This window comes from Streptomyces sp. NBC_01092 (assembly GCF_045039535.1).
Taxonomy (GTDB): domain Bacteria; phylum Actinomycetota; class Actinomycetes; order Streptomycetales; family Streptomycetaceae; genus Streptomyces.
This window is the reverse complement of record NZ_CP108659.1, coordinates 1,596,103-1,615,298: the sequence shown is the minus strand read 5'-3', so window position 1 is coordinate 1,615,298 and position 19,196 is coordinate 1,596,103. Positions and strand designations below refer to the sequence as shown.

13 protein-coding genes and 2 pseudogenes are annotated in these 19,196 nt (G+C 67.9%); 8 read left to right on the top strand and 7 right to left on the bottom strand.

Translation table 11 applies throughout. From position 1 onward, the window contains the following. Positions 1–4: 4 nt before the first annotated feature. A pseudogene (locus tag OG254_RS07005) lies at positions 5–540 on the bottom strand (2'-5' RNA ligase family protein). 210 nt (positions 541–750) lie between these two features. Beyond that, positions 751–1,057, bottom strand: a pseudogene (locus tag OG254_RS07000) (TniB family NTP-binding protein); the annotation flags it as partial. Positions 1,058–4,597: 3,540 nt separating this feature from the next. On the opposite strand from OG254_RS07000, the gene OG254_RS06995 reads away from it, so the two are divergent. The 6 genes from OG254_RS06995 (at position 4,598) to OG254_RS06970 (ending at position 12,591) form a co-directional block, all read left to right on the top strand. Beyond that, positions 4,598–5,635, top strand: a complete 1,038-nt coding sequence (locus tag OG254_RS06995) for a GntR family transcriptional regulator (protein ID WP_405578422.1) — start codon at positions 4,598–4,600, stop codon at positions 5,633–5,635. Between the two features lie 1,596 nt (positions 5,636–7,231). Beyond that, positions 7,232–8,383, top strand: a complete 1,152-nt coding sequence (locus OG254_RS06990) for a glutathione-independent formaldehyde dehydrogenase (RefSeq protein ID WP_405578419.1) — start codon at positions 7,232–7,234, stop codon at positions 8,381–8,383. Between the two features lie 167 nt (positions 8,384–8,550). Beyond that, positions 8,551–10,890: an FdhF/YdeP family oxidoreductase gene (locus OG254_RS06985; protein ID WP_405578416.1), complete on the top strand. Its 2,340-nt coding sequence runs from the start codon at positions 8,551–8,553 to the stop codon at positions 10,888–10,890. 290 nt (positions 10,891–11,180) lie between these two features. Beyond that, positions 11,181–11,405, top strand: coding sequence for a hypothetical protein (locus OG254_RS06980; protein ID WP_405578413.1), 225 nt, complete (start codon positions 11,181–11,183; stop codon positions 11,403–11,405). Positions 11,406–11,705: 300 nt separating this feature from the next. After that, entirely contained in the window at positions 11,706–11,957 is a 252-nt protein-coding gene (locus OG254_RS06975; protein ID WP_405578410.1) for a universal stress protein, read from the top strand. Further along, entirely contained in the window at positions 11,872–12,591 is a 720-nt protein-coding gene (locus tag OG254_RS06970; protein ID WP_405578407.1) for a universal stress protein, read from the top strand. The genes OG254_RS06975 and OG254_RS06970 overlap by 86 nt, the downstream gene beginning before the upstream one ends. 86 nt (positions 12,592–12,677) lie before the next feature. On the opposite strand, the gene OG254_RS06965 is transcribed toward OG254_RS06970, so the two are convergent. From OG254_RS06965 to OG254_RS06955, 3 genes are all read right to left on the bottom strand, one after another. Continuing rightward, positions 12,678–13,703 (bottom strand): 6-phosphofructokinase, encoded by a 1,026-nt coding sequence (locus tag OG254_RS06965; RefSeq protein WP_405578404.1) that lies wholly within the window; start codon positions 13,701–13,703, stop codon positions 12,678–12,680. A gap of 514 nt (positions 13,704–14,217) precedes the next feature. Continuing rightward, positions 14,218–14,499: a hypothetical protein gene (locus tag OG254_RS06960; protein ID WP_405578402.1), complete on the bottom strand. Its 282-nt coding sequence runs from the start codon at positions 14,497–14,499 to the stop codon at positions 14,218–14,220. 89 nt (positions 14,500–14,588) lie between these two features. Beyond that, positions 14,589–15,161 (bottom strand): YceI family protein, encoded by a 573-nt coding sequence (locus OG254_RS06955; protein WP_405578400.1) that lies wholly within the window; start codon positions 15,159–15,161, stop codon positions 14,589–14,591. An 873-nt stretch (positions 15,162–16,034) separates the two neighbouring features. On the opposite strand from OG254_RS06955, the gene OG254_RS06950 reads away from it, so the two are divergent. After that, positions 16,035–16,493 carry a hypothetical protein gene (locus tag OG254_RS06950; protein WP_405578397.1) on the top strand — a complete coding sequence of 153 codons (459 nt, stop codon included), beginning with the start codon at positions 16,035–16,037 and terminating at the stop codon, positions 16,491–16,493. A 393-nt stretch (positions 16,494–16,886) separates the two neighbouring features. On the opposite strand, the gene OG254_RS06945 is transcribed toward OG254_RS06950, so the two are convergent. Both OG254_RS06945 and OG254_RS06940 read right to left on the bottom strand, forming a co-directional pair. Continuing rightward, positions 16,887–17,144, bottom strand: coding sequence for a hypothetical protein (locus OG254_RS06945; RefSeq protein WP_405578395.1), 258 nt, complete (start codon positions 17,142–17,144; stop codon positions 16,887–16,889). 127 nt (positions 17,145–17,271) lie between these two features. After that, positions 17,272–18,261 carry a WD40 repeat domain-containing protein gene (locus OG254_RS06940; RefSeq protein ID WP_405578392.1) on the bottom strand — a complete coding sequence of 330 codons (990 nt, stop codon included), beginning with the start codon at positions 18,259–18,261 and terminating at the stop codon, positions 17,272–17,274. A 577-nt stretch (positions 18,262–18,838) separates the two neighbouring features. On the opposite strand from OG254_RS06940, the gene OG254_RS06935 reads away from it, so the two are divergent. Then, positions 18,839–19,192: a hypothetical protein gene (locus OG254_RS06935; protein ID WP_405578389.1), complete on the top strand. Its 354-nt coding sequence runs from the start codon at positions 18,839–18,841 to the stop codon at positions 19,190–19,192. The last annotated feature ends 4 nt before the right edge of the window (positions 19,193–19,196 follow it).

Here is a 19,196-nt window from a genome sequence, read left to right as displayed (position 1 = left end):
GGTCCTACTTCAGCGGGAAAGAGGCCCGCTGTCGCCAACGCGTCCCGTCGTGGACCAGCAAGTCGACCGCCGAGACCTGCGCGACGATGGGAAGAGCGGTGAGCAAGTCGGCCTCGGCCTTCTCCACGAGAGCCTCGTCCTGGCCCTGGGCGACGGTCAGATGCGGGACAACGTCGTCGAACTGTCCTCCGAACGGCGGGTTTTCCGGCCATCGCTCCGCGACCGCCTCGGTGAGACGCCTGAAGTGGGTGTCTGGTTCGGGGGCGAGATACAGCACCCGGGGAACCGGCCGCAGTGGTCGAACCGGGCCTCGAATGCCCCATGCCGACCGAGCACCTCGCCGATCGCGGCGCAGGCCCCTTGATCGATCCGGCTCGCATCGAGGAACGGGAAGAGCACGGTGACATGGGCCGGAACTCCGGCACGGGCCGAGGGGTCGAGCCGGTCACGCCATGCACGCACCGCAGGCTCCGCCTCTGGGATCCTCACGATCAGCCCCGACTGCCCTGCCTGGAACACATGCCAGTCGTCGTCCTCCATCGCAACTGTCTATCAGCGGGGCACAACCGCGAGCGACCCGATTATCACCGCCATTCCAAGCAGGACCGGCACCACCCAAGCACACAGGTGGGGCCAAATCACAGTGACAGATCATGCCCAAGAGATCGCCAAGTGGGGCCAAACCCCGCTGTCGAACGGGGCCGACCCACATTGTCGAAGCCAGGGCCCCGAGAGCAGGTTGCTGTGCTCGACTTCGGCGCCGTGGCGGCTGGTCAGCGAGATGCTGTGGAGTTCGTCGACCAGGATGAGGCCGGTGCGGGTGTCGGTGCAGACGCCGACGGCGGCCTCGATGGGGTCGGTGATGTTGGAACTGCGCCGGACGGGAGGCCGAGGAATCGGGCGAACTCCGCGTCGGCCATGTGTGCCGTCGCGATGGGCGGGACGGTGATGTGGACGACCGGAATGCGATCGCGATGTGCGGGTGGCGGGCCCGGTCGACGAGTTCGTGGGCCCGTCCGAGCTGGGTGATGGCGATGGTCTTGCCGTAATGCGCTGGCACCCTTCGCGGGGGCTGGCCTGGCGACCGGGCTCGGCGGGTACCCGGTGCTCTTCGTCCTGCTCTGGCACCTCGGTTGCGGCGTCTGCGCTGGCTGCGATGTCGGGCAGGTACCGGTGGTCTCCCGCGGAGGTCAATCAGCCGAAGCGATGATCAGCGTGGGGGCTGACTTGTCTGCTCCGCACCTGCCGAGGTCACCCGACGTCGTGAGTGGTCTGGAAGGCGATTCATTCGTCGGCTCCGCGCCCGCACAGGCTTTCAAGAGTGGGGAGCCTTCGTCAGTGGCAGCGGCGGCCGTAGCGCCCCATTCGCTACGGAACGTAATCGCATCGGCGGGGTGTACTTGTTGGCCATAGGCCGCGACGGCTGGCCGCAGAGCAAAGAGCGTTCCAGCAGTGCTGGGGCAGACGCGGGAGTCCTCGGGGGCCTTCCGATCCCGTAGTGGCGGTAAGGGAGTGGTGTGGCGAACGACTAACGGCATCCGATCGAGCCGGATCGAGGAGGACGCAGCCGAATGAAAACGAGCAGATATGTCCGTTTCTCCGGCAACATTGCAGGTGAGACGCGTCACCAAATAGGTTCGACCCCCACCACACGACCCCCTGACCGGCCAACCCAGGCGGCGATGGGGGATCGACTTGCTAGTGGGTAGTGAACCACCAGGTTGAGAACGATGTGCCCAGCATGAACAGTGCCGTTATGAAGCGTGCAGGGAACTTGCCGCATGTGATCGTCACTTCCCCGATGTGGATCACGATGTACGGACGTGGCTGTTCTGCGGGTTTCTCGGGGTATTCGGACATGCGAACTAGACCCTTCCTGGGCGCACTTGAGCATGCGTCAGCGACCGTGCCGACTGTGGTGGTGCTGGGACAACTTCAGCACACGCGCGGGTTGTCTCGCTACGTGCTTCCCTGACTACGCGGAAGTTCCGGCCCCAGGCCCTGCACATGTTCGGCACGTGCGCCAGTCTCTGCGTCCGAGCCGCATCCTGCCGGTTGGGTGCACGCACCCTGCACGCGGCCCCGGCGGGGGGCGAATGTTGGCAGACCAAGGCGCGGTGTGTGAAGCGAGGGGCACTGACAAGTGATGAAGCTGTCATCGTCGGCGGGTCGGTCCCTGTGCAGGCTGCAGAGCGCTTGCGGGTGAGCGGCCCGTATGGTGACGGATTCTCGGACTGAGAATGTGTCACTCCGTTCATCGAGCGTTTATCGCCTCCCGCATACCTAGCTCGCGTGCTCCGCCCCGAGTTACGCCGAATGGGGGGTGCTTATGCTCCGGGTCGTGGAAAACCACTCCGTCCCCCGCGCGGCTCCCTTCTTTGATCTGGGCAAGACGGTCATCGCCAGGTCGAGCGTGCTCACGTTCAGCAATTCCTTCTACCAAGGCGGCAACCCCAGGCCGGGCGGGCGGCCGGCTGGGTCCGTGAGTCGACTCACGCTGACGCATCACGGAGAGGCATCGCGGTGGTGCATCGCGATGGCGCTTCGCGGTGTCGCATCTGATGGAGTCAGTTGCGTCAGTGCCTCACGGAGCCGTGACCAGGCGTTCAAGGCCCAACCTGGCATGTCAGGTGCGTACGCAGGTGCGTACGCAACTCGGCTGGGTGCGCCCGCGCCTGCGCGCGTACTCGATCAGCGTCCGCACCCTGGCGAACCCTGGCGAATAGTCGCGTGCAACCTCCGGCCGGAAGGCCGGACTGGAACTCGCCATTCGGCGTAAGGCGGGGCGCGTGGGTTTGCCTGAAGCGGCCCTCGGGTTGGCGTTGAGACTGGATTTCCACCCAAGACACGAGGGCGGCCGCGAGTGACCGCCCTTCAGATGACCGCCCTTCAAATAGCGGCTGTGACAGCTCCCTTCCGGGTGCCGAGCGGCTCTGATCGGCGGGGAGGCGGAGAGAAGGCGCACGGAGGGAAGCGAGGGTCGCACGCTCAGGGAGTGCTGTGAGCCTTCTGCGATCAGGACCGCCAAAAGGTGCGTCAGGCTGCGCTCTCGACGCGAGGCGGCGTCAGAACATGTTCTGTCCGAGTGGGGGAGGTGCGGCCCCTTGGCTTGGCATTCCAGTGATCGACGGTCCAGGCTCCCGTTCAGCTGGCGGGCCATCCGTGCCAAGGTCCTGCAGCGTGACGGTTACCTGTGCGTGGCCATCCTCCGGGACACAGGCCTCCGCTGTACTGCGATGGCCACGGACGTGGGCCGCATCGTCTCGGGTGACGATCACTCGATGGCTAACCTTCCGGCCATGTGTTCCGGGCGTCACGCCCGCAAGAGCAGTGCGGAGGGATCAGCGGCCAGGGGTCGATGGGTCCCCCGGAAGCGTCCGGATGACCCCTAGCCCGACCTGGCGTGATGAGGTTAGCGGCCATAGATGGCCCACGTGCCCAGTCCTGACGTGATCGCGGTGGCGATAGCTGTGATGAGGCGAGTCGGGAGTTCCAGCATTGAGGCCGGTCGTTGCTGTCGCTGAGTGCTTCGGCCGGCATGCCCTGGTGGCCGATTCGGGTGGGGGCACCCCCTTCGGATCGGCCGGGACATCGAAACGTGATAGCGGCTCCGGCTGTGCACGGGCTCCAAGGTTTATCAGGGCAACGCGTGGTTACGTCGAGTTCCCCTGACCGGGCGAAACGCCCCCCGGCCATGGAGGGCACGGACCTGGACTACGGCAGCCACGACATCACGGTGACCGTGGGCTGGGGCCTGGACGAACCGGCCGTTGTCAACGCCCTGAAGGTGTTCCTGGAGGCAGACCCGGCGGTCCGCGTCCGACGGCCCGGCGGTCGTGAAGGCGTCACGCAAGGTAGCGGCCGAGTGCAACCCCGGGGCGTAAGGCCCCGGGCCGCATGGTGGTCAATGGGCCCCGTTCGTCAGACACTTGGCTTGTGTGCTGGGCCCATTTGTGTTCGTGTTGGCCGCAGTTGTACCCGCGCGGGTTTCACTTTGTGCTGGGTTGCTCCATTATCAACGACCGAAACGACCACAACGGAGTCCACGATGACGTTCGGAGCGGACGGCCCCAGGATGCTTGCGGCCATCGCAACCGCCTGGGAAGTGCTCCAGGAGGGCCACCCGGAGTGCCGGACGGGTACGTGACCGTGGACCTTTGCCGGGTGCGCGGATGGTCGGAGACCAGTAACCGGGGAATGCGCCCCAACAAGCACTTCCGGGAGGCGGCCCGGGAGCTGGGGATGGAGGGGCCGGAGGGCCAGCCTCCCCACTCCACCAGGGGTTCCTCCCCAGTGCCGCTCACGAAGGTGGCCGTGAAGGGATACGGCCCGCTCCTTACGCCCTGGGCAAGGATCTGGACGGGGTGGTGGTCGGCGTGGAGTTGGAGTCCGCCCAGGTCAAGGGCAGGTCCGGGACCCAGATCACCCTCCAATGCTCGGGTACGAACCGCCACGCACGTTCCGGATTGGCCCGCGCATCGCATCCCTGGGGGGTGCCGGTGTGAGGTTTGCGGTGCGGAGTTCACAGAGAAGGGACCACCCAGCGGGGCCCGGCCGGTACGGTGGCCCCGCTCCATCGAGACAAGGGGAGAACACGGTGGCCAAGGCGGCTAGGTGGGAGATCACGGCGGAGGGCATCCGTCAGGAGATCCGGGCGGGGACGTACGCCGGGGGCGTGGGCCTGGACGTGGCGGAGCTGGCGGGGAAGTACGTGACCACGAAGAACACGGTGTCCCGTGCCTTGGCCTCACTGGTGGATGACGGGTTGGTGACGCCCGCCGGGGACGGGTGGAGCGTGGCGGCGGGCCTGTTCTCGGCCGGATCGGCCGACATGGAGAGTTCAGCCGGTGGTGACGCTGCGGAGCCGGAATTCGCGGTGGTCGTCCAGGAGACGGGGGAGGAGCTGGAGGCCCCCTTGGCCGCCAAAGCGGAGGCCAAGGCCCAGGGAGCTGGCCAGGAGCTGGAGGTACACGCACCCCAGGTTCTGGCGGGACGGATCGTCACGGAGCATGTGGACCCCAACGCGGAGCGTGCCCTGAAGCGGGAGGCCGTGGCTCAGGCGTACGCGGAGGCCAAGGACCTGGGCCGGGCGTGGCTGGAGGCGGAGGGCCGGGCGACGGAGGCCAAGAAATCCGTGGCCGCCAAGCTGATGGATCTACGCGGAATGTTCACGTACAAGGGTGACCCCGACTGGAACGGCCAGTCCCCGGAGTACCAGGCCCTGGCCAAGCTGCTGTATCAGGACATCGGCGCGGACGCGTCGGCCCAGCGGGCCATCCTCCACCATGTGGAGGACCGCAAGCGGGCCGTGATCCCGCCGGCCCAGTGGGACAAGTTCGGGGTGGTGGCCCTGACGCGCGGAGAGCGGGCGGGCCTGGAGAAGAGGGCGGCCAAGGCCCTCACGACGGTGGCCGACACGGCTGAGGCCACGGCCGGGGAGGCCCGCAAGGGCAGGGCCACCGGCCATCAGTTGGTCACGCTCATGTCCTGCATCGACGCCGGTATGGCCGTGTTCTCCACGACTTCCCTCCGGGTCATGTCCAAGTCGGAGCGCCGGAAGTTTGCGGACCAGGCCCGGGAGGCCCGGGACCGCGCGGACGCTCTCCTGAAGGAGCTGGACGACCTGGAGGCCTAGTACTGGAACGGTGCATGCTGTGACTGATGGCCAGGTCAGGGGATGCGTCCGCTTCGTTTGTAGTGACTGGTGCGGGCCTGGTGTTGTCGTCGTCGGCGCCAGGTCGACCAGTGCAGGATGTGCTCGACAGGCCTGGGTCGGTGGTCGGTGAGACGGGTGATCAGCCGTCGTATCGCCGAGACTGAGGTGGATGAGCTGGGAGGATCCGTTTCTGCTTTCCCGGCATCCAGCTCTCGGGCCCGCAAGACGGTCAGGAGTGGATGGCGGTGAACGTTGTTCGGGGGCAATCACTTGCTACAGAACGTAATCGCGGACCGTTGGTGTATTTGAGCGCCGCAGGCTGCGAAGCCTCATCGCGGAGCAAGGGCCTTCCGGCAGAGCCGGAGGTGGTCGCGGGCTTGTGCCCTGGGGCTTCCAGCTCTGCTGGGCGTGTGGCGAACGCCTAACGGCCCCCGATGGAGCAGGATGCAGCGGGATGGATATGTCCGTTCCGTCGGTGAAATCGCAGGTGAGACGCGTCACCAATTTAGGTTCGAGTCCCACCCGCCCCACTGTGCAGGCTTCTGACCTGCAGAAACGCATCATCGTGAGCGTGGATTCAGGACTTTGGCCCAACGGATTGAATCCGCTGCTCACGAGTTCGGCAGCGGCTCCGCAGACGGGAGTTGGCGCTCCGTCGACCTGTGCGCATGCTCCGATCCATGTCTAGTGCGAGCCTCGGCAGCCGGCCTGTCCGACGGGGGGCTCGGGATTCGGGACGCAGGCAGGACGCAAGGTTCCGGGAAAGGCCCGTGGAGGTTCCGGCGCTCGGGTCTGAGACGCGTGCGGCACGGGCGTGTGGAAGCGGCATGCCACCGCCGGCGCCGGGGTTCGACGCCGCCGGCATCGGAGGTTTGATCGTTGCCGCACCGGCGTGCAGCGGCGGCCGATGTGGGCGCTGCGCTGGGAACTGCCCGTTCTGGAAACGGCCCAGACGGAGCGCCGGAAGCGGACGTCGGGAAGCATCGGGAAATGAGCCCCGCGCCGGAGGGACCCGGCTTTTGCGTTCGTGGTGCCCGTCTCGCCCCGCGGATGGGGTCGGCTCCCTTCTCGGCGATCATGATCGCGGCGATGTTCGTGTCGTCTGAGACGATCGTGGATATGACGGTCGCGTCCACCACCCGCAGGCCCTCAATGCCGTCCACGGTCAGGTCCGGGCAACCACGGGGTCGGAGCCCATGCCCATGGCGCAGCTGCCGGCAGGGTGGAAACTCGGCGCGGCGGCCTGCGCGAGGAAGGTGCTGCGGGCAACGTTCAGCGGGGAAGCGCATTCAGCGGCGGTCAGGCGGATCGGGAACCCTCGCCAGGAACGCCCTGCCTCGTCTCCCTTAGTGATCCTCCGCGTACAGTGCGTTACTTGCGCCGGGATTCCTACCCGATGGGGGTTGCAGCGCATGCGGTACGGGCGTTCCCTGGAAGTATCCAGTGGTGAAACATGAGCGCCTGGGGCTACGACACGGACCGAGGGGCTCCGCCTCGTTGCGTGTTCTCCCGGCAAGGGCCTCGGCCAGAGCGGTTCGTCGTCGTCACCCAGCGTTCGACGCGGAGGTGATCCACGTGAAAGCCGTCGTCTATGAGAAGCCCTTCAGCGTCACCGTCAGGGACGTCGACGATCCGCAGATCCAACACCCGAACGACGTGCTGGTACGCGTCACATCGACCGCCATCTGCGGATCGGACCTGCACATGTACGAGGGCCGCACGGCCGCCGAGTCGGGCATCGTCTTCGGACACGAGAACATGGGCATCGTCGAGGAAACCGGCGCCGGTGTGACTTCACTGTCCAAGGGTGACCGCGTTGTCATGCCATTCAACGTCGCCTGCGGATTCTGCAAGAACTGCCTCGCCGGAAAGACCGGCTTCTGCTTGACGGTCAATCCGGGCTTCGCCGGCGGAGCCTACGGCTACGTGGCCATGGGCCCGTACAAGGGTGGGCAGGCAGAGCTGCTGCGGGTGCCCTTCGCCGATTTCAACTGCCTGAAGCTGCCGCCGGGCAACGAGTTCGAGACCGATTTCGTGCTGCTCGCCGACATCTTCCCGACCGGCTACCACGGATGCGAGCTCGCCCAGGTGACCCCCGGAGAGAGCGTGGCCGTCTTCGGTGCCGGCCCGGTCGGGCTGATGGCCGCGTATTCCGCGCTGCTGCGCGGTGCGTCGAAGGTGTTCTCCGTGGACCGGGTGCCCGAGCGGCTCGCCAAGGCCGAGGAGATCGGAGCCATTCCGATCGATTTCACCCAGGGCGACCCGGCCGAGCGGATCAAGGAACAGACCGGAGGCGAGGGAACGGACAAGGGCGTCGACGCCGTCGGCTACCAGGCCCAGGCGCACGACGCGAGCCACGAGGAACCCGCCGTCGTCCTCAACACACTCGTCGAGACGGTGCGGCCGACGGGCATGCTGGGCGTACCGGGCCTGTACGTGCCGTCCGACCCGGGCGGACCCGACGAGAACGCCAAGCACGGTCAGCTGTTGGTCTCCATCGGCAGGATGTTCGAGAAGGGCCAGCGGATGGGCACTGGTCAGTGCAACGTCAAGCAGTACAACCGCCAGCTGCGTGACCTGATCATCGCGGGGCGCGCCAAGCCCAGCTTCGTGGTCTCCCACGAACTGTCACTGGACGAGGCGCCGCTCGCGTACGAGAAGTTCGACCAGCGGATCGAGGGCTACACCAAGGTCGTACTGCATCCCGGTCACGCGCTCGCGGCGTAAGAGCGGGAAGGAAGCGACAGGTGTCCGGCCGCCGTCAGGCCGGACACCGAGTGCGCACCCGCCTTGCGGTGGGTGCGCACAGGTACCCGCCTCACGCGCCTCGCGTACGCGGCTGCGGTCAACTACGCCCTCGCAGACCCTTGGACCGTGTGGGCAAAGAGGCAGTCATGGCTGAGCAACCGATCAACCCGACGGATGCACACGGGTCGGCGGGCGTCCCTCCGCCCGCATCGGATCTGACCTCGTCAGGCCCCAAGAAGTCCAGCGTCGGAATTCACGGCATCACCGAATCAGCGCGGTATTCCATGGCCGAAATGGGGCCGAAGCGGAGTCTGCAGACGCTGCTGACCGTGAACCAAGTCGGCGGCTTCGACTGTCCGAGCTGCGCATGGGGCGAACCCGATCCCGACCACCGGAAGATCGCGGAGTTCTGCGAGAACGGCGCCAAGGCCGTCGCCTGGGAAGCCACGCGCAAACGCGTCGACGCGGCATTCTTCGCCGAGCACTCCGTCGCTGCCCTGCGGGAGCGGGACGGTCACTGGCTGGAGTCGCAGGGCCGGCTGGCCCAGCCGATGCATCTCGCCCCCGGCGCGACCCACTATGCGCCCATCCCGTGGGAGGGCGCGCTCGCGCTCACCGCCGATCGCCTGCGCGGCCTCACCGATCCGAGCCGTGCCGTCTTTTACACCAGCGGCCGGACGAGCAACGAGGCCGCCTTCCTCTACCAGTTGCTGGCGCGCAGGCTCGGCACGAACAATCTGCCGGACTGCTCGAACATGTGCCACGAGTCGAGCGGCGCGGCCCTGAGCGAGACCATCGGCGTCGGAAAAGGCCTCATCACGTTCTCCGACATCACCGATCACGCAGACTTGATCATCGTCGTGGGCCAGAACCCCGGCACCTGCCACCCCCGTATGCTCACCGCGCTCGAACAGGCCAAGCGGCGCGGTGCCCGCATCATCGCCGCCAACCCGCTCCCCGAGGCCGGTTTCGGCCGCTTCCACAACCCGCAGACCGCGCGCGGCCTGGTCGGCCCGGGTACGAAGCTGGCCGACCGCTACCTTCCGGTGCGTATCAACGGTGATCTGGCCCTGTTCTCAGGTCTGAACCGTGCCTTGATCGATCGGGAGGACTCCCAGCCGGGCTCCGCCCTCGATCATGACTTCATCGACCGGTACTGCGACGGCTACGAGGCAGCGGCGGCGGCATGGCGTGCCCTGGACTGGTCGCGGATCGAGACGATGGCCGGTCTGTCCCGCCGCAGAATCGAGGACTGCGCGGCCGACGTGCTCGCCGCCGACAGCGTCATCGTCTGCTGGGCGATGGGGCTGACCCAGCACCGCAACGCGGTGGCCACCATCCGCGAGATCGTCAACTTCCTTCTGCTGCGCGGCAACATCGGACGCCCCGGTGCCGGGCCCGCCCCGATCCGCGGACACAGCAACGTCCAGGGCGACCGCACCATGGGCATCTGGGAGAAGATGCCGGACACGTTCCTGGACAGGCTCCGCGACGAGTTCGGGTTCGAGCCGCCCAGCGCCCCCGGCCTGGACACCGTCGACTCGATCAAGGCCATGCGCGACGGCAAGGTCGACGTGTTCATCGGCCTTGGCGGCAACTTCGCCTCGGCCACGCCCGACACGGAGGTCACCGAGGCCGCACTGGCCAACTGCGTCCTCACCGTCCATGTCGCGACCAAACTGAACCGGTCCCATCTGTGCCACGGCACCGAGGCACTTCTCCTGCCCTGCCTCGGCCGAACCGAGCGCGACCAGCAGGCCTCCGGCGAGCAGTTCGTCACGGTCGAAGACACGATGGCCATGGTGCACGCCTCGCGCGGACGGCTCCTTCCCGGATCACCGCACCTGCGCAGCGAGGTCGCGATCATCGCCGACCTCGGGCACGCGCTCTTCGGCGACGACCTCGGCTGGCGCATCATGCGCGACGACTACGCCGTGATCCGCCGCCACATCGAGCATGTGGTCCCCGGATTCCATGCCTTCGAGCAACGCGTCCGGCAGTCCGGCGGCTTCATGCTCCCCCGGGCACCGCGCGACTCCCGCACCTTCCCCACGCTGACTGGCAAGGCGCGCTTCACCGTCAACCCACCGACCGCGCCCGAAGTCCCGCCGGGGCACTTGCTGCTGACGACGGTACGGTCGCACGACCAGTTCAACACCACCGTCTACGGCCTCGACGACCGGTACCGCGGCATCAAGGGCGGACGGCGGGTCGTCTTCGTCAACCGGGACGACCTCCGTGACCTCCACCTGCACGACGGCGACCTGGTCGATCTGGTCAGCGTCTACCCTGACGGTGAACGCCGGACCCCCGGCTTCCGCGCCGTCCGCTATCCGACGCCGCGCGGCTGCGCCGCCGCCTACTACCCGGAGACGAATGTGCTGGTCGCACTGGACTCCACGGCCGAGACCAGCAACACTCCCACGACCAAATCCATCGTGATCCGCATCGAACCCTCCAACGGGACAGCTGACCTTTCGGTTTGACGGACAGGTCGCGCGCCCGCGGCACACTCGAGAGAACGCCCGCCGGATGTCGCGCTTCGAGGCCCTCCGGTACCGGAGGGCCAGGATCGATGCGAGCAGGAGCAGCGCCGCGCCCATGGACGCTGGCCGCCGACTCGCTGCGATTACGACAGGTATCCAGTGTGCCTGTTGGCCGTCAGAGCTGACACGACCGGCTTGGCGAACCGGACCCTTCTCGCTCTGCGACGGATTCGGGACGCGTTCGGGACGCAACGATAGGAACAGACTGACAAAGGCGAAGAATTGCCGGGATGGCGCGTGCCCGGCCGGAGCTTTCCCACGGGGGTGCCAGCGCGGGTGGCGAGGGTGGTCAGGGTGGTGGCGATGCGCAGAGGGACGGTCTTGAAGACGCTGTCGGACAGGCGCTGTTCGAGGTCGGCGAGGCGGTGGCCGAGGATCTCGGTAAATCGGGCGGCGATGCGCGGGACGGACAGCAGGAACTTGTGCACGTCGCCGCGGCTCATCACGCACGGTGACGTCGTCGAGGGCCTCGGCGAAGTTGCCGTACATGCGCTGGCCCAGCAGGGCCATCTCACCGAAGATCGTGGCGATCTCCTGGTTGGACCGGCCCCGCGTCACGAGCCGACTCCTCGGTGGCCTGCCGCTTCGCCCCCGCCCTGCTGTCGACCGCCCCCGGGCCGGCGACCGCGGTCGCCCTCAGCCCGCGCGAGATCGACATCCGGGCGCTGCCGCGGTCCTGCCGTGGAACAGTAGAAGAGCAGAGACACGGGCCGTGTGGCGCCTGTGGAGGTGCCGGCCGGGTGAAGGAGGACACGATGAGTCATCCTGTGCTGGCGGGTGTCGATGGGTCCGAAGGCAGTTCGGCGGCAGCCGACTGGGCAGCGCTGGAGGCCGCGTCGCGTGGCGTTCCGCTGCGCCTGGTTCATGCCTCACCATCGCTTCCGGGCACTGCCGTGCCGGGCCCGGCCGTGGACAGGCTGCATGACATGGGTGTGCGGATGCTCCAGCGGGGGCGCCGACCTCGGCGAGCGCTACCCGGGCGTCGAGGTGCGGGGCGAGCAGGTTGATGGCGCCCCGGCCGCGGCTCTCCTCGCCGCGGCCCACGATGCCGGGCTCCTCGTCGTCGGCACCCGGGGGACAGGCGGCTTCCCCGGTCTCGCGGTCGGATCGGTGGCCCTGCGGATGGCGGCGGCAGCCCTTTGTCCTGTCGTGTTGGTCCCCCAACGGCCGGGCACGTTCAAAGACGGGATGCACGCGGCAGGTGGCGCTGCCCAGGTCGTGGTGGGGTTCGACGCGCATCACCCGGTCAGTGAGGCGGCGAACTTCGCGTTCTCGGCGGCCGAGGCACGCGGACAACGACTGCGGGTGGTCCAGGCATGGGCATTTCCTGCCGAGGCCGTATCTCCGCAGACGCTGGCCGTCAGCGCGGAGGACCGTGCCACCTGGGAGGATCAGGAGGTCTTGAAGCTCTCCGACGCGCTGCGCGCGTGGCAGGAGAAATACCCCCGCGTGGTGGTCCGCACCGATGTCGTGTTGCTCCATCCCGCCGAAGCGCTCTTGAACACCTCCCAGGATGCGGCCCTGCTCGTCGTGGGCCGGCGCACCGATCCGCAGGCGGCCGAGGGGCGACTGGGCCCGGTCACGCACGCCGTTGTGCACCACGCGCGCTGCCCTGTGGCGGTCGTGCCGCATGTCGGATGACGGCCGACCAAGAGGCCGCTGGCGCAATGGCAGTTTGCGGGGGGTCGGCAGATCCTGGCAGCGATTTGGCGAGTGCCGGGGGCCAGTCAGCCGAAGAACACCTCGAACTCGTCGTACAGCGAGGGGTCGACCATCTTGGTTTTCGCTGCGGCGTCGGCGAGGAGGAGACGGACGATCCGGGTGCCCTGAAGGGCGACCATGACGCCGAAGTCGCCGTCCTTGACCGCGTCGATGGCGTGCAGTCCGAAGCGCGTGGCCAGCCACCGGTCGAATGCGCTCGGGGTGCCGCCGCGTTGGACGTGGCCCAGGACGGTGGTGCGGGCGTCCTTGCCGGTGCGTTCCGAGATCTCCTGGGCCAGCCATTCGCCGATGCCGGACAGTCGTACATGGCCGAACTCGTCCAGCGTCTGGTCCTTCAAGATCATCTGTCCTTCTTTGGGGACTGCCCCTTCGGCGACAACGACGATCGGCGCGTAGTTGATCTTGAATCTGCTCTGCACCTGCTCACAGACGTGATCGATGTCGAACGCTCGCTCCGGGATGAGGATCACGTTGGCGCCGCCGGCGATGCCGGCGTGCAGGGCGATCCATCCGGAGTGCCGCCCCATCACCTCCACCACCAGGGTGCGCATGTGCGACTCGGCGGTGGTGTGGAGGCGGTCGATGGCCTCCGTCGCGATGCCCACGGCGGTGTCGAAGCCGAAGGTGTAGTCCGTGCCGGACACGTCGTTGTCGATGGTCTTCGGCACGCCGACCAGATGAATCCCCTGTCGGCTCAGCTCGGTGGCCACACCGAGCGTGTCCTCGCCGCCGATCACGACGAGCGCGTCCACGTCGTGCGCGGCGAGGGTGTCCCGCACGCGCAGCACCCCGTCCTCGTGCTTGAAGGGATTGGTACGGGAGGAGCCGAGGATGGTCCCGCCGCGGGGAAGGATCCCCCGCACTCTGGGGATGTCCAGTGGTATGACACGACCCTGGAGCAAGCCGAGCCAGCCGTCCCGCACACCGACGAAGTCGAAGGCATATTCCTGCACGCCTTTGCGGACGACGCTGCGGATCACTGCGTTGAGGCCGGGACAGTCACCGCCGCCGGTCAGTACTCCGACCTTCATGGGCTTCCTCCCATCCGCTGGTCACCCCGCCTGATCGCGGCCTTCTCGGCGATCGGATACCGCTGTCGGGGTACATGGATCGCCTCGTTCCAGCCTCCCTCCGTTCGATCCGCAGTGGCTACTCGACGGGTGCAGGAGCCCACACCCTGGGTAGAGCAGGACGGACCCGCCCGCGGCCAGCGCATGGCGTCCGGCAGTCGCTCGGCACGTGTGTGGTCAGCGGGATCGCTGGGATGTCGCGACTTTCGGTGTGATGAGCCTTCCGGTGTCCATGGGTCACGAAAGGGGACCGGACAGCGGTCGGCGCTGCCTCACCCATGTCTCGTCGGCGGTGACGGCGATGAAGGTTCGATCCGGGCTGGGAGCGCCCAGGGGATTGAGTCGTGCACCGGCGAGTGCCGTTGATCATGCTGCGCCGGCCCAGCCGTACACCGCGGGTACGTGCGCGAAGTCGCTCAGGAGGCCCTGAGGCGTTCCGGGGAGGGGTTGGCGGGGCTGTTGGTATGTGCGCCGGTCAGATCGCCATCACGGCATCGCAGTCGGGGCAGACCACGGATGCGTACTCCGTGGGGTACCACGGCCCCCGACGGTGCTCGGAGGGTATGCAGCGGTCGGTCTCCATGGCGAACGTGTCCTTGCCGCAGAGGGTTCGTGGTCCGGTCGTGGTGGGCGCTCCCGGAGCGGTGGGTGCCGCGTGCACCCTGCGGACGGGCAGTTCTTCGTCCCCCGGTGAACCGGGGGAGGAGTGTGTGGCCACCGGCTTGTCGAGCTCGTACACGACGACGATGTCGCTCATGTCTCTACCGTAGGCCGCGGAGCCGATCCGCCCGCGACCTCGTACAGAGTGGCTGTGATCGGCTGTCGCGCCTGGCCAGTGAGCAGCGGCTACTCTCGCGTGTCCACCGGGTCGAGCCTGGCCACCTCGAACTCCACCTTGATTTCGTCGGCCAGCCGCAGCGCGCCCAGGAACGCGGTGTAGGGCTTGATTCCCCAGGCGGACTGCGTGACGGTCGCCCAGCCGTGCAACAGCCCGTCGCCGTTGCCCTTCCCGTGCACCGTCACTGGGTGGGTCCGGCCCTTGATGGTGAGCTCCCCGGTGATCTCGAAGGACTGCGGGGTTCCCGTGATGCGGGTGGAACGGAAGGCGATCGTGGGGTGCACTGCGGTGTGCAGCAGGGCCTTGTCCGCCAGCGTCCGTTTGATCTCGGCCCGGTCGGCGTCGGTGAGGGGCTTCAGACCGCCGGATCCTTCCCGGACCTCCAGCGAGCCCGTCTCGACCGTCACACTCACCGACGATCCGTCGGGCTCACCGACGTTTACCACCGCCTCCCCGGACCATTGCGTGGCCTCGATGGTGAGGTCGTGTCCCGCCCGGCGGCCCAGCCCGGCGCGGCCGGTCCTGATCAGGAGGCGGCCGGCCGTCGGGCCGAGCCGGTATGTTCCGTCTGTCAGCGTCACAGCGCCGAGGGTAGGGGCGGACGCGGCACGGGCCGTTGACGCGATCCAGACGGCGTGTCCCCTCATGGCGCGTTGTGGCGGAGCCAGAAACCCGGACCGTGGGCGCTGCCCGGTGCCGACGTACCGCGAGGCCTCGCGGGCGGGGCAGCGGGCCCGCCCACCTGTCCCTGCCGATCGGTCTCGCCCACCCGCCTTGGGCGGGTGGTCGAACCCCACACCGTCGGCCAGTCGACCACGGGCTCGGACCGCGGCAGCACCCCAACGTGGTGGTGACGCCCGGGAGGTTTTGCGGTTGCCCGAGTGTGGCCGCGGTCTCGCGAGGCGCTCCGCGGTGGTGGCAAGGCGGCCGCACACGAGCCCGACGCGGCATCCGGCCGAGTCTGAGGCCCTGATGCCGGCCCGGATGGACCAACACGATGACGCGCGTGTCGAGATCGCGCGAGCCGCAATGCTCACACGCAACGAGGCCGAACGAAACCTCTTCCTCACGCACGCAAACGACCCCACCCGCCGGCCGGAACAGACGCGCGCTCGTGCTGCGCAGAGCCGAGACGGCGCGATGATGAGCCTCCAGTACCGGTTCCCGCCCCGCAATCACCACTGAGCCCGTCGATCTCTGCGTTCACCGCCCCTTGCAGCACCAGAAAGGCGGGCCTGGGGGAGTCGGCGCAACGCACTCCACCCCGCCATCAGGGAATGCACCGCCGCGGTCGTCCCCACGGCCGCCGCCGTCTGAAGCGACCAACTGGGCGACCGCACTCCGTGTGAGAAGTTCGCCGTCGCCGAACTCCTCGACCACCTGGGTGGAACCCTGGTCTCGTCCGCACGTGCCGCCCGTAAGGAACCGCAGGCGGAGGGGGCGACGCCCTGTCGATGTCGCCCACTGCCGTCGCCGAGGCCGCTGAGCTGGCCGCGACGGCCTGGGCCGACCCCGCGGCCTACGAGGGCACCACCGAGTTCGGTCCGGGAGAGATGCCGGCCGCCTTCGCGGCGACAATCATCCTGGAGGAACTCGCCCTGCGCGGCTGGGACCTGGCCCGCGCCACCGGCCAGACCTTCCCCGTCAGCGAGGAGACCGCTGAGGTCGCCCTCGGCGTGCTGGAGCAGATCGCCGACCAGGCCCCGGCCAACGGCAGCTTCGGCTCGCCCGCACCCGTCGCTCCGACGCGCCCGCCTCCCGCCGCGCGCTCACGCCCATCTCTGTCCCTACAGGTGCGTGGCCTACGGCTGGCACGCGCGAACCGCACCTCCTGGTCACAGATGGTGTGCGCAAAAGTGTCCGGCGTAAAGACCGCCGATCAGCCGCGTCCGTCAGGGAAGTCAGCCAGATGAACCCCGCCGGAAGAGGACCACACCGGCCACGCCGATGTCCTTAAGGTGACGAATCGCGGCGCCACGACGGACCACTTCGAGGCGTCGACGTCCATAGCTGCAGCCGTAGTCCGTTCCTGTTGCCGGCCCAGGCGTTGGCAGCCTGGGTACGATCGGTGTTGCCCTAACGGAGTTTCGTGGACACGAACACGAGTAACACGGAGCGTCGGGTCCGGCTGAGCTTCCTCAGTTAGGAGTTCTGGTGAGACTCGGCCGCAGGCCGCGCCAGGAGAGGGCTAAGGTCGATCCAGCCGAAGCGGGCTGCCTGATCGTTCTGCGGGCCGGTCTATCGACGTGGCCGCGCCGTCACAAGTCAGGCCGATGCTCGCGGACCCGGGGCGTCGGACCTGACGATTAGCTCAGCTTGACGCGGAGTGTCTCGACGCCCTCCGGGATCTCGTCGTCCTCCCCGAGGACGTACAGGAACTCGTCATAGTCCCCGGCATAGCCCTGCTTCACCGCCCAGTGCGCGGCTTCCCACGGGAGATCCTCCCAGTCGATCGGCGAGTCAGGGTCTTCGATCTCGACACCAGGGACGTCTTCGCCCTCGAAGGCAACTACGAGGATGACGACCTTCGGCAGGGCAGCGTCGTGCTCGGCGATGCTGGTCACGCTGGGCTCCTCCATGGCGCGATGCGGGCAACGGCGCGGTTGTAGTACTCGACGACGACGCCGCCGTCTGCGACGAACCGGAGCGTCTCGAACCGAGTGGACCCAGACCAGCCGCCGCATGGGGCGGTCAGGACAGGTCGACGTGCCACAGACGAGCTGGCGTATCCCGGTCCCGCATAGTCGCCAGCAGCAGCGTGCCGTCGGATAGCGCCACCATGTCGACGGTGCAGTGGTACCCGCCGCCGTGGCCGAGGGTGGCGTGCAGGACGCCGGTGTCGGCATCCCAGATCCGAGTCTCCTCACCACGCGTGGCGGCGACGATCACCCGCCCGTCCGGCACGGATGCCAAGGCCACGTCCCCTTTGGCACCGTCGGATGCGGGCAGGGTGCGCACCATGTGGCCGGTGTGGCCGTCCCAGAGGCGCACGGCCGCGTCAGCAATGGCGGCGACTCGCAATGACCCGTCCGGCAGGGCCGCTGCTGCGACCGACGGCGCGACCAAGCCGAGTCCGTCGCGTGTGACGGGCAGGGTGTGTTCCTTCGTGCCCGTCGTTGCGTTCCAGATGTGCACGGTGGTCGCCTCGCTGTCGTCGCTGGCTGCGGCGAGGTGTACTTCGCCGGCGGGCGACACGGCCGTGGCAACGGACGAAACCAGGTCAACGCCCGCCGTCCCGACCGGGAAGACATGCTCTGCCGCCCCGGTCTCCGCGTCCCAGACCCGCACGGTCGCATCATCGCTTCCGGTGACCAGCCACGGTGCCCGGCCCGATGGGCTTGCCCAGGCTACCGAGTTGACCGCGCGTCCATGCCCGGTCATTGTCCGCAGCGCGGTGCCCGTCTTCGCGCCCCAGATCGAGGCGAGGCCGTCCTTCCCACCGGTGGCCAGGAGGACGGCTCCACCTGTGAGCACCGTCAATGCCACCGACAACACCCACTCGCTGTGCCCGAGCACGCTGCGCACGATCTCTCCGTCGTGGGTGTTCCACACGTGGGCGGTGCCGTCGTCGCCGCCCGAGGCGAGCACCCGCCGCCCGTCCGCCAGTGCGGTCAGCGCCACGGCGTTGGCCCGTAGTCCTTCGTTCACTTTGTTCCAGGCGGCCGGGGTGACGTCCTGCACCCGCACCTCACTGTCATGCGACACTGCGCCTCGCCTTCCTCGGCCACCAGGAGGCCAAGATTATGGCGTGCCACAGCGCTGTGGGCAGGCGGATTGAGGCGTGCCCGGGGGGTTTTGCGGATCACGCGCGCCGGGGGGAGCGGCCGGTACCACTCCAAGGGACACGACCAGCCGGAACCCGCTCGTGTCGACCACGAACATGAACTCGCCGAGCTCGACGAGCAGGGCCACCGGCCCCTGCGAACCGTGGCCATCGACGAGCCCGGAGCCGGGCTGTAGCAGCAATCGGCCCTGCGGAGCCCCGATGCCGTGCAGTCGAAGGCGGTTGGGAGTCAGCTTCAATGACTCCCAACCGCCTGTCTCAGCTCACTGGTCGGCTCCTCGTCGGCATCCGCCTTCTGGGCTGCGAGCACGTCGGCGACGCTGTACCGGTGAGACCCGTACTCGGCGCCGACCGGCGAGACCATCGACGCGGTCAGCTTGATGCCCCTGGGCAGCTGCGGACACTGCTCAAGTTCGGAAAAGCTGGCTAGTGTTGGCGGTCAACTGGTTGACAAGCGGGGGTGGACAGTTGGACGTGAGGATCGCCGTTGTAGGTGGCGACGGGGAGGACCTGTCGTCACTGTATGAGTGGCTGACTGGCGAGGATGAGCTGCGCGGACTGGTTCGGGTGGGACGGCGGCCGATCGGGGAGACCGAACTGGGTTCGGCCGTCGAACTGCTAACGGTGGCCCTGGGCGCTGGGGGTGCGGGCTCGGTGCTGAGCGCGTCGCTCATCACCTGGTTGAAGACCCGTCGGACGTCGGCGAAGATCACTGTCGAAACCGCTGACCGCTCGATCTCCCTGGAGATCGACACAGTCAGCGACGCCATGCCGCTGCTGGAGCAGGTACTTCGAGCCGGCGACGACAATGACACCCCCGCTATCTGAGCCT